Origin of the sequence: Algoriphagus sp. (assembly GCF_039969895.1) — a bacterium.
GTDB lineage: Bacteria > Bacteroidota > Bacteroidia > Cytophagales > Cyclobacteriaceae > Algoriphagus.
The window spans coordinates 70,600-84,604 of sequence record NZ_JBDVMZ010000017.1; the positions used below are offsets into that span (position 1 = coordinate 70,600).

The following is a 14,005-nucleotide window of genomic DNA, read 5'->3' on the forward strand; positions in this document are numbered from 1 at the left end:
AGTGTGTGAATTTTAGGTTATTTGGGAAACACTTCATTGTTAATACTTAATTAGATACTTATTTTCTTCGTTTGTAATTTCCAGATTGAAAATTTTGGAAATCTGATCTATAAAATTCTCTGCATCTCCTATGGGCATTGAGCCCGATGCGGTCTGATCTAGAAGCTCTTCATTTGCAATTTCTACTGTGATGCCATAGTTATTTCTAGCCATTTTGATTATTTCTTCAAGGCTAGTTTCATCGAGATACAATACTTTATCTTTCCATGAAGTGTAGTGTACAGGATCGACTTTCTTCCGATGAAATCTGCTTTCTTTAAACTCCACCAACTCGCCTGGACTCATCACTATTTTCCCCTCTTTCTCTTTCACCGGAAAACTCAGCGTCACGAGTCCGGAACTAAGAACAACCTCGGTTTCCTGCGCGCGATTATAGACGTTGAACTCGGTTCCGAGCACCTCTATCTCCACATTTTGGGAGCTCAGTACCTTGAAAGGTTGATGATCTACCTTGTGCACGACATGGAAAAATGCCTCGCCCTCAATAACTATCTCCCGTGCCATCTGATCTTCCCAATTGTCTATGAAACTGATCTGAGAATTTGAATTGAGAATGACCATTGAACTATCGGGAAGAAGGATTTCCTTGGTTTCTCCATAGGTGGTTTGGTAGGTGATTTCATCAGGAAGCTGATACCACATCCAGGCCATCGCAAGCAGAATGACTGATGCCGCAGAACCTATGAGCGACCAAGGAAATGTCTTTTTGGAAGCGGACTTGTGAAGATGCTTTGCAGCATTGATGTCTTGCTGTATCGCACCCCAAACCGCTCGCATATCCTCAGAGGTCATTTCTATTCTGCTCTGTTCCAGGTAAAAAACCATACTTTTTGCTTCCATCAGCAAAGTGATTTTGGACGGATTGAGTTTTTGCCATTCGCTCCAAAAATCCTCAGAAGCAGTGTCAGGATGTAGCACCCATTCCTTGAAATAAGGATCGGTGATAAAGTCGTCTAGAGAAAAATCGGTGTAATCGGATGGTGGAAGATTCACTGCCAGTAGAATGGTTATAGCAGTAAGAGCAGCAGCAAGTCAAAACCTCATCATTTTTTTTAGGTTTTCAACAAAAAATTTTCATACTACTAATCCGCCTCAAAGAATAGGGTTTTCTAAGTCTATTTTCCATCAACAACGGGAGATAAGACGGCAACAAACTAACACCAACTAGTTCAGTAGAAGCACATGTTCATAAAGCACCTATTACCATAAAGATTAGGGTAATTTTAACAACTACTCTTAGGCATTGCAAAGCTTTGGAGAGCAGGTTATGGGCAGAGGCGGGGGTTAAAGACATGATATCAGCTATCTCTTTATAGCTGAGGTCATTGAAAAACTTGAGCACGACAATCTCCCTCTGTCTTTTGGAAATCTTCTCCAACCCCACAGATACACGCTTCTGATTGATCATCGAAGTATCTCCAAGTATGAAGAGTTGCTCAGCTGACGGTGCATCATCTTGATTTTCCTGCTCTTCTGAATAATCAGCAAAAAGTTTTCTATCTCTGGAAATCTGATGAACAAGCAGATTCCTGAAAGATTTGAACAAGTAAAATTTTACTGATTCTATCTGAGATATCGTCTCATGTCTAGTCCAGATGCTGGTAAACAATTCTTGAATGCAGTCTTTAACCAATTCGGGATTGTGGCAGACATGCATTCCATAATTAAAAAGTAAATGGGAAAATCTCTGATACAGATTAGAAAATGCCAAGTCATTACCTTTACGTACGCTTTCCCATAGGGCAGCATCATCTGCATGAGAGCCTAAAGCTTTTTTTAGACTTTTCGAAATAAATAGGTTTACCGAGGTGCCCATGATCAAAATTATATTAGGCTACAAATCGATTTTAAGGTAGTTAGTTTTTTCTATTTAATCAAAACCAATTTTTAGAAAGATCAATGAGTCTAATCACCAATTATTCTACACCATTCAACTCAGTATCCCGGCAATAAAAAATCCTACATAAGTGCCCAATGCATTTCCCAAGCTTCCCACCAAAACACCTGGAATCAATAAATCTGGTCGATTCAAACTTTCAGCAGCAGCAAGAGCCGTAGTATTCCCACCCACATTTGCCTGTGAAGCTACAGCGATCACGTCCCAATCGATTTTGAGCAAAGAACCTACCCCAAAAATCACTGCACCATGTATCAAAACTAGAATCGTGACAAATAGAAATAACGTACTCGCTAGCTCCCCAAGTCCAGACAGCGTCCCCAAATCACATAGCGTCCCAATGGCTGCCAGAAATAAAAGAATGAGAAAAAACCCGATGGTGTGGGTTCCAGATAGATTTTTGACAAAAGGCATCTGAGCAAAAATCAAAGCGAGTGTCGTGAGCGTGATGACTTCAGGAATAGCTGGAAAAGTTTGAAAAACAACCTTTGAAATTGCTAAAGACAGAAAAGCCATGCCCAGAATTGACGCTAAACCAGCCATGCTAATAGCTTCCTGTTTCTTTACTTTTTGACCCTCACTAGCTGTGGAAAGCAATTTTTTTCTAGGAAAAAATCGCTGCAAATACCCTGGCAAAATCAGCGTGGCAATAATCCATGGCATACCTATAAGATTATCCACCACGGTGGTCGCCGCATACAAATCTGCATTTTCATTGACTTGGTAACTCAATGCCACCGCATTGAAATTAATACTACCCCCAATGTAAGTTCCAGCGTACATTCCAGCTACGGCATTGGCCATGGAACCAATCTCCGCAGCTGGCTGAACTGTAAACCATGCAACCAACACACCTAGGATAGTACCTAATCCACCAATCCCAAACATCAGCAGGATCGGACCTCCAGCTTTTTTGAGACTTTTGAGATCTACTTCCAACAGAGCTATAAAAATCCCCATCGGAGCCAGGTAAATAAACACTCCTGTGTAAACTGGATTTCCGCTCGTTGCAGCTGGAATCAACCCCAAATTACTAGCTAGGGCTGCAATGAGAATAACTAAAATCGGAGTACCCAGAGCTTTCCAGCCTCTATACTTTGCCAACCAAACAGCTAACAACACAAACATGCATAGCATGCCGCTGATATAAATAGGGTCTTCAGTCCAAGTCATCGCGGAAATTAAGTAAAAAACAACTCCCAATTCCCTGTTATTCGACGCAATCTTTGACTACTAAATCGCACCTTCTATTTCGATCTACTTCAAATTTCACCTACCTTAAGCCCGCAAAACACTTTTAACATACACGATGAAAAAAATCTTTACGCTTATCACCCTTGCCTATTTGGGTTTCGCATGCACTCCCGGTGCTACTCCGCCCATCGCTTCGCAAATCGGAGAAAGTACCTATACCCATGGCAAAATAGTTTGGCATGACTTGGCTTCACCTAATCCAGAAGCTTCAGCAGCTTTTTACGAAGCTGTTTTCGGATGGACCACCGTCCCACACGGAGAGGGTGAAAAAATGGTCTGGGTCTTCAAAAGCGATGATAAACCTGTAGCCTTGATGGCCTATTACCAGACTGAGAATGGGTCTGGTGAGTGGATTGGTGCGATATCCGTAGCTGATGTGACAGATGCTACTTCCAAAGCAAAAGCCCAAGGAGCCAAAATCATCAAAAAAGCGATGAATGTAGATGACAGGGGATCTATTTCCTTTATCCAAGATCCTCAGGGTGCGAGTATCTCTCTAATCAAACTCACCAATGGTGATCCTGAGCCAGGTTTGGCTGAGATGAATACTTTCCTGGGACAAGAACTTTGGTCGAACGAAACTTCCCAATCTGCCTCCTTCTATTCCAGCGTAGTAGGCTATACTGCTGAAGAAACTGATACTCAAAAAGTGCCTTATACGCTATTCAAAATGGGGGATATGAATTGTGCAGGTATGCTAAAAAACCCAGCTACAACAGTTCGCTCCCATTGGGTTCCTTACATCAGAGTGGCAGACCTGAAAGAGACGCTTGCAAAAGCTACAAAAGCTGGCGCAAAAGTCCTGGTAGAACCGAATCCTGAAATCAGAAATGGAAGTGTTGCCTTACTAATGGATCCTACGGGAGCACCGTTGGCAGTTCAAGTTTACAATCCTTAATCCTAGCAAGCGATAAAATCATAAATCAGATGAAAAAGAAACTCTTACTATTCAGTTTAATCCTCTGCGCTTCATTGCTAGTCACTGCTTGCGCAAATATGTATGTATCTGGCGGCGTCGGCATGAACTACTACGGCGGGCCATATGGTGGTGTTGGATTCTCCCCTAGCATCAATGTCGGCATGTATGGCGGCGGTATGAGGTGGTAGAATAATCTCAAAATCCATATCCAACAACAGAGGTCGGGGAAATCGCATCCTTGACCTTTGTTTTCTATCTAGATAGCTTTTCACAAATAAGTTTGCAGGAAATAAGTACCCTCAACAGTTTGAAAGATAGTTCTTCAAGACAAATAGCTTTTGTTTATACATCACCCCCTTCTCCGGCATGGCTTCAGACTTGAAATTCAAGGCATTTTTTCGCTCCAAATCCATCCTTTGTACTTAAGAAATGGAATTTGCATCGAGTAGGGTGGCTAGTTGAAAACTTAGATTTTTGCGGGTATATTTTTCGATTCCATCCGTACCGCTTTCTGCACCGCTTCGCTCAAACAACTTTCGTAAGCTGATCTGAATAGCAACTCGATCAGCGTGATCCAGCACTTTTCCAGCACCGGATGTTTCCAAAATCTGCGCAGCATCCCCCTCAGGATCTCCCAAAGCTAGAATTGGCAAAGTTGTCGCCATGTATTCAAACAATTTCCCCGGTATATTTCCCTTGGCGTTTTTAGTGTTCGTAAGGATCAAAGCCAGGGCATCGGCTTTGGCGTAATAATCAAATACCTTCTGATGGGAAACGTATCCAGCAAAAGCCACATGAGCAGAAAGCCAGGAATCTGCTGCAATTTCCTCCCTCACTTGATCACTGACTCTTCCAACAAAAGTGAAGAGCACCTCCCCTTTTTCCTCTGAAAACTCTTCACGCATTGCTTTTAGCAAAGGCATAGGATTCCTGATCGAATCAATAATTCCCGTGTAAACCAAGTGTAAGCTTCCTGCCTTTTTCTCCCTGATCGAAAAATCCAAAGGAATATCTGCCGGATCAAACCCATTGGTGAGCAGATTGATTTGGCGATGTGCGAGCTGCACCAACTCTTCCTGAAAAGTAGGGGAAATGCTCGTGATCACATCCGCTTCTTTGAGCACCTCTTGCTCTAGCTTCTTGTGCTTATCTCGCACCCGTGTCTGCATAGGAAGCTTGTCCAGAAATTCCCATTGGGACCAAGGGTCACGAAAATCAGCCAACCAAAAAATGCCGGTTTTTCTCTTCAAATCTCTCCCAATCAAATGCATAGAATGAGGCGGGCCTGTCGTGATGATTGCTTGAAACTGCCCCTTTTCAATCAACTCAACCAGGAATTTCACAGAAGGCTTCACCCAAAATACTCTCGGGTCAGGAACCATCAGATTTGCACGAAGCCAGATGGCTGTTTTTTCTATAAAACTTTGTTCTTTTTGCTCTAGCACTCGTCCAGGATGGGACTCCTTTTTGCCTCTAATCTTATCCAAAAGCTGATAAGGCTCCCAAATCGGGAATTTCATTACCTCTAGTTCTTTGGAGATCTCCTTCTCAAGCGTGTCATCCTTCAGGTCGAAATCAGGATTTTCAGGAGTGAAAATCACCGGCTCCCATCCGAAATCTGGTAGGTATTTAGCGAATTTCAGCCAGCGCTGCACGCCAGAGCCTCCACTAGGCGGCCAATAATAGGTGATGATGAGAACTCGTTTTTTCATAAGTGTATCAGGTTCTATCTACAAATTATCAAGTAGCTGGCCATAAAGTCAACTATGTGAAAAACTTCTAGTCATGTGCCAAGAAATCAGGTGCCAAATAACAAGTTACTTAAGCTTAGCAGTCTGAAGACTGCGTTAGTATAGATCAAAGTAGGGAGACTAGAAATAAAATCATCTTTGCGGTTAATAAAATCAAAAAAGGAAGCAGGTTACCCTACTTCCTTCTAGAATTTCAAATTCAAAAATTTCAAATTTCTACTGCTATTTATTCGCCCTGTGCTAGAGAATATCCTCTCACCCCGTCAAAAGAATACAAGTTTTCAGTTTTGATAAAGTCAAGACCTAATTCCTCAACTTGCTTCAACAACTCACGGATTTGTCCATGCGAAATAGTGGATTGCTCGGGAGTCTGGAATCTGCATCTCCAGTGATCCGTGCAGAAAGACTCGCGCATTCCGTCAGGGAATACTTTTATTCCTCTGTTAGTGATCAAAGTCAGTTGCAGACCATCAGCATTTGCCTGGCGAAGTTTCTCACCCAACACCTGAGGATCTCTTCCTGCCTCATCCCATTCCAAAAACACGTCAACGCCGATCAATTCCTTTTTTTGCTTAGGCACATCTGTGACGAATATTTTCATAGGAGCAGTGCTTTCTTTATCAAAAGACGCGGCAGTAAGTGAGCTAGGTACTTGACCTAGTCGTTCTATTACTGCTTGAGCAAATTCTTCAGTCCCTACTTTCTTTGCTGACAAACCTTCTTGATAGATATCTCCTGTGTGGATTCCATCTTCTAGCGTCTTCATCCAAGCATTGGAGATTTTCTCGGCAACCTCAGGCTGACCGATATGAACTAGCATCATGATCGCACCATTCAACAAACCAGATGGATTGGCAATGCCTAATCCAGAGATATCTGGAGCAGAGCCGTGAATAGCCTCAAACATAGCTACTTCTTCTCCTACATTGGCAGATCCTCCTAGTCCTACAGATCCGGTCACTTCAGCTGCTACATCTGATATGATATCTCCATAGAGATTCAACGTCACGATCACATCAAACGATTCCGGTCTATCTGCCACTAGTGCAGTTCCGATATCGATGATTTTGTGATCATTCTCAATCTCTGGATATTCTTTGGCTACCTCATTAAATACTTTGCGGAAAAGACCGTCAGCCAATTTCATGATATTGTCCTTGGTCATACAAGTCACTTTCTTGCGACCGTATTTTTTAGCATACTCAAACGCATAACGGATAATTTTCTCTGAGCCAGGTCTGGAGATTAGTTTCAGTGATTGATATACTTCTTGAGTCTGTCTGTGCTCGATGCCTGCATAAAGATCTTCCTCATTCTCTCGAATGATCACCAAGTCGGTTTTGGGGAAATGTGTCTTTATAAAAGGAGAATATGCTTTACAAGGTCTTACATTGGCATATAGACCAAAAGATTTACGAGTGGTTACGTTGAGAGATTTGAATCCGCCACCCTGAGGAGTCGTGATCGGAGATTTGAGAAATACCTTAGTATCTCTAAGCGATTGAAAAGAATTCGGGCTCATACCTGAACTGATACCCTGAAGGTACACTTGCTCACCGATTTCGATTACATCGTATTCGAGCTGTGCTCCAGCTGCTTCGAGGATAGACAAAGTAGCTTTCATGATCTCGGGACCGATCCCGTCGCCGTAAGCAACTGTAATTTTTCTTTTAGAAGACATATTAGTATAGCGGATTTAGTTAAAATTCGATTTTGAACAAAAGTAAATAAAAATGTGGAAGCAGTTTTTTGACCTAGCACAAAATCCACTTCCCCCCAAAGTAAATTAAAGCAGAGGCTGATATCCGTTGCTTTGGATTCTGCATTTTATAAGTACACAGTTTGGGATTGAACACCCTGCTTGTATATTTGTTTTTCACTCAATGATGAACTATGACTGATTTCAAGAATATCCTAGCTGATGTAAAGAACGGTGTGCTCCATTTGACTATCAACAGAGAAGACAAAATGAATGCATTGAATTTTGATACTCTTGATGAATTGAAGCAGATTTTCGAAGAAGTAGCTGATAAAAAAGAAATCAAAGCAGTCATCATCACTGGCTCTGGTGAAAAAGCTTTTATCGCCGGGGCAGATATCTCTGAGATCGCTACGTTGAATGAAGTGAATGCGAGGAAATTTTCAGAAAACGGGCAGGAGATTTTCAGTATGATAGAAAATTGCCACAAGCCGGTGATAGCAGTTACGAATGGCTACACACTGGGTGGCGGCTGTGAGCTGGCCATGGCGTGTCATCTTCGAATAGCTACTGCCAATGCTAAATTTGGCCAGCCGGAAGTCAATCTAGGTATCATCCCTGGCTACGGTGGAACTCAAAGACTCACCATTCTAGTGGGTAGAGGAAAAGCTAACGAACTCATGATGACCGGTGATATGATAGGCGCTGAAGAGGCTAAATCTTTGGGATTGGTAAATCATGTACTTCCTACCAAGGAAGAAGCAATAGCGAAGGCCCAAGAAATCATCGCCAAAATCCTCAGCAAAGCCCCACTAGCCATAGGTATGATCATAGACTGTGTCAATTCAGTCTATCTTCCTGACGAAAATGGTTTTCAAACTGAAGCTAATAGTTTTGCGAGATGCGTGAAATCCGGAGATTATAAAGAAGGAACTTCAGCTTTTCTCGAAAAAAGGCAGCCGCATTTCAAAGGAGAATAAGCTCCTTCCACCTGAATGAGTAACTTCAAAAAACTAGCTGGGCAAACCGCAGTTTATGGACTGAGTAGCATTCTCGGTCGATCCATCAATTTTTTAATGATCATTGTGTACACCGAATACCTCAGCAAAGAGGCGTTGGGATCGTTCACGAGCATCTATGCACTGATAGGTTTTATGAATATTGTCTTCACCTACGGGATGGAGACGACTTTTTTCAGATTTGCCACTGGCAAAAACTTAGATCCTCACAAAGTTTATTCTACTACTCAATCGCTACTGATCACTAGTACACTCCTACTAGGATCAGGATTATACTTGCTGGCACCTTGGCTAGCTGAGGTGTTGGATTATTCAGGACAAGCTTATCTCTTCAGATGGACCGCTTTGATTCTATCTTTTGATGCGCTATTGGCGATCCCATTTGCGAAGCTACGATTGGAAAATAAAGCCCTGTTTTTCGCTGGCGCAAAAATCTTCAATATCCTGTTGAATATCTTTTTCAATCTCCTACTGATTGTAGGATTTCCATATTTAATCTCAATTGGTACAATTCCAGAAGGTTTTCTAGGCTATAGGTCCGATTGGGGAGTGGAATATATTTTACTTTCCAACCTCTTCGCCAATGGCTTGATCATTCCACTAGTTTGGTGGAAAGCTGGTTTTTTCAGCTTCAAGCTGGAAGGGAGTATCATCAAACCCATGTGGGCATATTCTCTCCCCCTTCTATTTATGGGGTTGGCGGGAGTCACTAACGAGCTGTTTTCTAGGTTTTTATTTGAATATGTATTACCCCCAAATTTCTATGCTGGGCTTAGTGCACGAGAAGCAGGTGGGGTTTTCGGAGCTAATTTCAAACTGGCGATCATGATGAATTTGGTGATTCAGGCTTTTAAATATGCCGCTGAGCCATTTTTCTTTAATCAGTCTGGAAACAAAAATTCTCCACAACTATATGCCAAGGTGATGCATGCATTCATCCTGTTTTGCACGGTATTGATGATTGCCATCTCGGTCAATTTAGAATGGATAGGACCTATGTTTCTCAGGCAAGAAGGATATGAAGCAGCGCTCTTCATCGTCCCCACGCTTCTGATGGGCTATCTACTGCTCGGCATCTATTTCAATCTTTCTATTTGGTTCAAAATCACCGATCAGACCAAGTATAGTTTCTGGATTACGCTGGTAGGCGCTATCATCACAGTAGTGATTATCTTCGTTTTCGTACCAATCTGGGGCTATATGGGCGGAGCGCTCAGCACGATCTCGTGCTATTTCGTGATGTGTGTCCTTTGCTATTATTATGGCGAAAAATACTACCCCATCCCCTATCAAACAGGCAAAGGAATCCTTTACCTGGTGATCTCATTCGCTATTAGTTACTTTGGTTTGTATTTGGATTTAGGAATTCCAGTTTTAAATTTCTTTGTAAAAAACAGCCTAATCCTAGCTTATTTAGGATTTATATTTTTGTTAGAAAAAGAGCAAATCCAAGCTTATTTCCCTAATAGCAAGGAAGGGAAATCATAATATTTGACAACGAGGGATCATTTTTAAGGGCGATGGCGTTAAAACAAACAACACCCAAATTCCATTTAAGCATTTCATCGCAAGCACTGACGAAGCCTAATTACGTAAAAGGCATTATGTTTGTGAACTCAAGTTGCAATCTAGATTTCGCGTGATTTTCCATAGAACACTACTTATATTTCTCTTCGTCTCCTTCAGCTGCTTCTCAAGTTTTGCTCAGGATAATCTTTCCAAAAAAGAACGAAAGGCACAGCTAATAGCATCCCAAGGCACTCGCTACTTTATAGAAGGAGAAAAAAACCTGGTGCTCGATGATTTGGAGAAAGCATTTTTTTATTTCCAAAAGGCCTTGGAATTCACTCCTGAAGAGCCTGCTATTCATTACAAAATTGCTGAGGTATTTGTCAAAGCAAATCAAGCTGAAAAGGCCATGCCTTACGCTACTAAGGCCGCCGAACTTGACAGCGAAAATAAATACTACTCGCTGATGGTCGCGGAGATTTACACCAACCTCAAACAACCGCTCAAAGCCGCCGATATACTAGAAAGCCTAACCGCAGACGGAGAGAGTAATCAACAATACAACTTGGACCTGGCTTCCATTTATCTCAATTCCTCAAAACTTGACAAAGCATTGGTGGCGCTGGATAGAGCAGAGCAATTTTACGGGGTGATGGAACCCATCACCATGCAAAAGCAACGGATTTACCTGAATCAGAACAACCTGGATTCGGCATTGGCTGAAGGACAAAAACTCGTCGAGTCCCGACCAGGAAACCCTGCCTATGTGATGAACCAAGTAGAAATTCTCTACAATAATAACCGAGTAGATCAAGCATTAGAATTGGTTTTTGAAGAAATCACTAAGTACCCAAATCAGCCCGAGCTACAAATGGCTGCGCATACTTTATTAAAGGATAAGGGTGAGATCGAAGTTTCCAATTATCACTTGTACCTCGCATTTGCCAGTCCAGATCTGGATCCTGATGTCAAAGCTAAAGCCTACGAGAGTCAATTGACCGAGATAAAAACACAAGAGCGGGAGATTTTATTAGACAGTCTGGAAACCTTGATGAAGGCCTCCAGTCCGGAAAATGCTGACATCTATGCCGCCATGGGTGAGCGTAGAATGCAGGATCAGCAACCAGAAGAAGGGATAGAATATTTCAAAAAATCTCTAGCCCTCAATCCGAAAAATGCTAAAATGCTCGAACAGGTCATCATCGGTTCATTCGGCGAAGATGCCGACTTCGATGAAGTGGAGAAATTCACTATTATGGGAGTGGATGAATTTCCTCAAAACCCCGAATTCTGGTTTTATGATGGAATAGTGAAATCCGCCCAAAAGAAGGATGAGGAAGCCGTGAATTCACTTAAAAAAGCGATCGAGCTGAATACCAATAAAAATTCTCAATTGGATCAGGTAGCTTTTGGATCTTTAGGAAGTTCACTCTACAACCTTGGAAACAAAGAGGAGGCTTTTGCCAATTTTGATAAAGCCCTAGAGCTCAACCCTAACGACGAGCAGGTTCTCAACAACTACTCCTATTTTCTTTCATTGGAAAAGAAAGATCTAGAAAAAGCAAAGTCTATGTCTGATAAAGTTGTGAAGCGGTTTCCTGACAATGGCACTTTCCTTGATACGCATGCATGGGTTTTGTTTCAAATGAAGGATTACGAAGGAGCCAAGAAATTCATGGATCTAGCGATGAAGCATGAGGCAGAACCCAGTGGCGTCATGCTAGAGCATTACGGCGATATTCTTTTTCACTTAGGGAAAAAGAATGAAGCCATCTCCTATTGGAAAAAAGCAGAAGAAACTCCTGAGGCCTCAGATAAGCTTTCACTAAAAATAAAAGAAGGAAAATACCATGAATAGATTTTTTGCAGGAATCACACTAATCCTAGGCGTAGGCCTACTTTTCTCCTGTTCTAAAAAGACAATAGTCTATCAGGCAGACGGTAAAATGGAAGATTTCTCACCGGTCTATACAGACTATGAATTCATGAGCGCGAAAGCGAAAGTGGTAATCGAAGAAGAATCTGGCAAAATCACTCGAGGAACGATGAACCTACGCGCAAAAAAAGATTCTGTACTTTGGTTTATTATCTCCCCTGGCATGGGAATGGAGGCCGTGAGAGGTTTGATCACTCAGGAGAAAATCCAAATTCAAGACCGAATCGGTAAGGAAGACATCAATCTATCCTTCAAAGAATTTGAAACTATTTACGGGCTGAAATTATCCCTCGACCTTTTCCAAAATATACTTTTCGCAAATCCTCCTTATCAAGTGGATTACAAAGACCGCCTGGTGCGAGTAGGGAAATCATTTGAACTCACCCAGGTGCGGGACAAAGTACGCTACTTCTCCAAAGTGGATGTCAATTACCGAAAAGTGTCCGAGATGGTAAGTAATTCACTGGATGACAGAGGATCATTACTTGCTAGTTTTGCAACATTTCAGGACATAGAATCCAAGCCATTTCCATTCGAAGTACTTTACAAATTAGCCTATCAGCTTCCAGAAGGTGCGCAGAATACGATCATCAATGTAGAATGGACATCAGTCGATCCTCGCTCAGAACCTCTTAGCTTCCCCTTCAAATTTTAAATTGCATGCTCCGCAAATCCCTTCTATCCATTGGTCTTCTGATTGGAATTTTATTTTTGTCGATTGCGGATCTTACAGCGCAAACGAGTCTCACGCGTGAGCAATTAGAAAAACAAAAAGCCGAAGTTCAGGCTAGGTTGCAGGAGTTTGACAAAATCCTAAAGCAAACTACAGCCACGAAGAAAAATTCTCTGGGAGAATTAAATGCTGTTACCAGACAGTTTCAAACTCAGACACGACTAGTCAACACACTAGACAGAGAGTTGAAGTTGATCGATAAAGAGATCAATGAGACCGAGACAAAAATTGCTAATCTGGAAAGTCAGTTAAAAGAGCTGAAGGCAGAATATGGACGAATGATATACAACGCATCGAAGCTCAACCGTGGGCTTTCTATTGTCTCTTTCGTGTTCAGTTCTGCTAATTTCAATCAGCTTTATGCTAGACTTATGTATTTGAAACAATATACGGATAGCCGCAAACAGCAAGCCGCACAGATCGAGAAATTAAGCCTAGAACTGATAGATCAGCGAGCTTTACTCGATGCTAAAAAAGTGGATAAAGAAAAAGTACTTGTCGAAGAGCAACAAGAAAGAGCAGAACTAGATAAGCTAAAAAAAGCACAACAAGGCATCGTAAACACCTTGGCTAGCAAAGAGAAAGACATTCAAAGACAGATCACTGCTACCAAAAAACAGCAAGACCAGCTGAATAGAATGATCAAGAAGGTGATTGAAGATGAGATCAAACGTGCAGAGGCAGCAGCAAAGAAAGAAAATAGCACTGCTACCAAAGCCTCTGGAAGCAGTATGCCTATGACTCCTGAAGTAGCGGCTCTATCCAATTCTTTCGCAGGAAATAAAGGAAGGCTGCCATGGCCGGTAGAAACTGGATTCATTTCTCAGGGCTATGGATCCTATCCTCACCCAACACTCAAAGGCATCATGCTTGAAAGTGATGGCTTATACATCCGCACCCAGCCAAATTCGAATGTAAGATCGGTCTTCGATGGCACAGTCACCAAGATCACCACCATGCCTGGCTACGGGGGTACAGTGATCATCAAACATGGGGAGTATTATACCATGTATAGTAAGCTGAAAACCATTACTGTAAAAACGGGTCAAACTATAAGCGCGAAAGACGTAATTGGTCAGGTAGCTACAGGTGCAGATGGCGAAGCTGAGGTTCATTTCCAGACTTGGAAAGGGCTGACAGTAATGAACCCTTCGGCATGGCTAACATCCAAGTAGCACTTAATTGCGTATATTCATAAAAAAGATAGACAGCTTCTCCACTGAACTTT

At 42.0% G+C, this 14,005-nt stretch carries 12 protein-coding genes; 6 read left to right on the top strand and 6 right to left on the bottom strand.

The window, feature by feature from the left end; all coding sequences use genetic code 11:
• Positions 1 to 39: 39 nt before the first annotated feature.
• From ABJH64_RS14050 to ABJH64_RS14060, 3 genes are all read right to left on the bottom strand, one after another.
• Positions 40 to 1,053 (bottom strand): FecR domain-containing protein, encoded by a 1,014-nt coding sequence (locus ABJH64_RS14050; protein WP_348274910.1) that lies wholly within the window; start codon positions 1,051 to 1,053, stop codon positions 40 to 42.
• A gap of 193 nt (positions 1,054 to 1,246) precedes the next feature.
• Positions 1,247 to 1,876: a sigma-70 family RNA polymerase sigma factor gene (locus tag ABJH64_RS14055; RefSeq protein ID WP_348274911.1), complete on the bottom strand. Its 630-nt coding sequence runs from the start codon at positions 1,874 to 1,876 to the stop codon at positions 1,247 to 1,249.
• A 114-nt stretch (positions 1,877 to 1,990) separates the two neighbouring features.
• The gene (locus ABJH64_RS14060; protein WP_348274912.1) at positions 1,991 to 3,130 is read right to left on the bottom strand and encodes a DUF819 family protein; all 1,140 of its coding nucleotides are present in this window, start codon (positions 3,128 to 3,130) and stop codon (positions 1,991 to 1,993) included.
• Between the two features lie 136 nt (positions 3,131 to 3,266).
• Here ABJH64_RS14060 and ABJH64_RS14065 point away from each other — a divergent pair, with 136 nt between their 5' ends.
• Complete coding sequence (locus ABJH64_RS14065) at positions 3,267 to 4,109, top strand: VOC family protein (RefSeq protein WP_348274913.1); 843 nt, start codon at positions 3,267 to 3,269, stop codon at positions 4,107 to 4,109.
• A 77-nt stretch (positions 4,110 to 4,186) separates the two neighbouring features.
• On the opposite strand, the gene ABJH64_RS14070 is transcribed toward ABJH64_RS14065, so the two are convergent.
• From ABJH64_RS14070 to ABJH64_RS14080, 3 genes are all read right to left on the bottom strand, one after another.
• A complete protein-coding gene (locus tag ABJH64_RS14070; protein ID WP_348274914.1) occupies positions 4,187 to 4,366 on the bottom strand; it encodes a hypothetical protein in 180 nt (59 codons plus the stop codon).
• A gap of 186 nt (positions 4,367 to 4,552) precedes the next feature.
• Positions 4,553 to 5,842: a glycosyltransferase family 4 protein gene (locus tag ABJH64_RS14075; RefSeq protein ID WP_348274915.1), complete on the bottom strand. Its 1,290-nt coding sequence runs from the start codon at positions 5,840 to 5,842 to the stop codon at positions 4,553 to 4,555.
• A 265-nt stretch (positions 5,843 to 6,107) separates the two neighbouring features.
• On the bottom strand, positions 6,108 to 7,562 hold the full coding sequence (locus ABJH64_RS14080; protein WP_348274916.1) for an NADP-dependent isocitrate dehydrogenase: 1,455 nt from the start codon (positions 7,560 to 7,562) through the stop codon (positions 6,108 to 6,110).
• A gap of 212 nt (positions 7,563 to 7,774) precedes the next feature.
• Here ABJH64_RS14080 and ABJH64_RS14085 point away from each other — a divergent pair, with 212 nt between their 5' ends.
• The 5 genes from ABJH64_RS14085 (at position 7,775) to ABJH64_RS14105 (ending at position 13,952) form a co-directional block, all read left to right on the top strand.
• Positions 7,775 to 8,560 carry an enoyl-CoA hydratase-related protein gene (locus ABJH64_RS14085; RefSeq protein WP_348274917.1) on the top strand — a complete coding sequence of 262 codons (786 nt, stop codon included), beginning with the start codon at positions 7,775 to 7,777 and terminating at the stop codon, positions 8,558 to 8,560.
• Between the two features lie 15 nt (positions 8,561 to 8,575).
• The gene (locus ABJH64_RS14090; protein WP_348274918.1) at positions 8,576 to 10,087 is read left to right on the top strand and encodes a lipopolysaccharide biosynthesis protein; all 1,512 of its coding nucleotides are present in this window, start codon (positions 8,576 to 8,578) and stop codon (positions 10,085 to 10,087) included.
• 151 nt (positions 10,088 to 10,238) lie between these two features.
• Positions 10,239 to 11,966, top strand: coding sequence for a tetratricopeptide repeat protein (locus tag ABJH64_RS14095; RefSeq protein ID WP_348274919.1), 1,728 nt, complete (start codon positions 10,239 to 10,241; stop codon positions 11,964 to 11,966).
• Entirely contained in the window at positions 11,959 to 12,699 is a 741-nt protein-coding gene (locus ABJH64_RS14100; RefSeq protein WP_348274920.1) for a DUF4292 domain-containing protein, read from the top strand. The genes ABJH64_RS14095 and ABJH64_RS14100 overlap by 8 nt, the downstream gene beginning before the upstream one ends.
• Before the next feature lie 5 nt (positions 12,700 to 12,704).
• Positions 12,705 to 13,952, top strand: coding sequence for a peptidoglycan DD-metalloendopeptidase family protein (locus tag ABJH64_RS14105; protein WP_348299374.1), 1,248 nt, complete (start codon positions 12,705 to 12,707; stop codon positions 13,950 to 13,952).
• Positions 13,953 to 14,005 lie beyond the last annotated feature (53 nt).

What these genes read in the sequence shown, in the direction of transcription:
- ABJH64_RS14055 (WP_348274911.1), bottom strand. Translation starts at nt 1,876, where the DNA reads ATGGGCACCTCGGTAAACCTATTTATTTCGAAAAGTCTAAAAAAAGCT.
- ABJH64_RS14060 (WP_348274912.1), bottom strand. Translation starts at nt 3,130, where the DNA reads ATGACTTGGACTGAAGACCCTATTTATATCAGCGGCATGCTATGCATG.
- ABJH64_RS14065 (WP_348274913.1), top strand. Translation starts at nt 3,267, where the DNA reads ATGAAAAAAATCTTTACGCTTATCACCCTTGCCTATTTGGGTTTCGCA.
- ABJH64_RS14070 (WP_348274914.1), bottom strand. Translation starts at nt 4,366, where the DNA reads ATGCGATTTCCCCGACCTCTGTTGTTGGATATGGATTTTGAGATTATT.
- ABJH64_RS14075 (WP_348274915.1), bottom strand. Translation starts at nt 5,842, where the DNA reads ATGAAAAAACGAGTTCTCATCATCACCTATTATTGGCCGCCTAGTGGA.
- ABJH64_RS14080 (WP_348274916.1), bottom strand. Translation starts at nt 7,562, where the DNA reads ATGTCTTCTAAAAGAAAAATTACAGTTGCTTACGGCGACGGGATCGGT.
- ABJH64_RS14085 (WP_348274917.1), top strand. Translation starts at nt 7,775, where the DNA reads ATGACTGATTTCAAGAATATCCTAGCTGATGTAAAGAACGGTGTGCTC.
- ABJH64_RS14090 (WP_348274918.1), top strand. Translation starts at nt 8,576, where the DNA reads ATGAGTAACTTCAAAAAACTAGCTGGGCAAACCGCAGTTTATGGACTG.
- ABJH64_RS14100 (WP_348274920.1), top strand. Translation starts at nt 11,959, where the DNA reads ATGAATAGATTTTTTGCAGGAATCACACTAATCCTAGGCGTAGGCCTA.
- ABJH64_RS14105 (WP_348299374.1), top strand. Translation starts at nt 12,705, where the DNA reads ATGCTCCGCAAATCCCTTCTATCCATTGGTCTTCTGATTGGAATTTTA.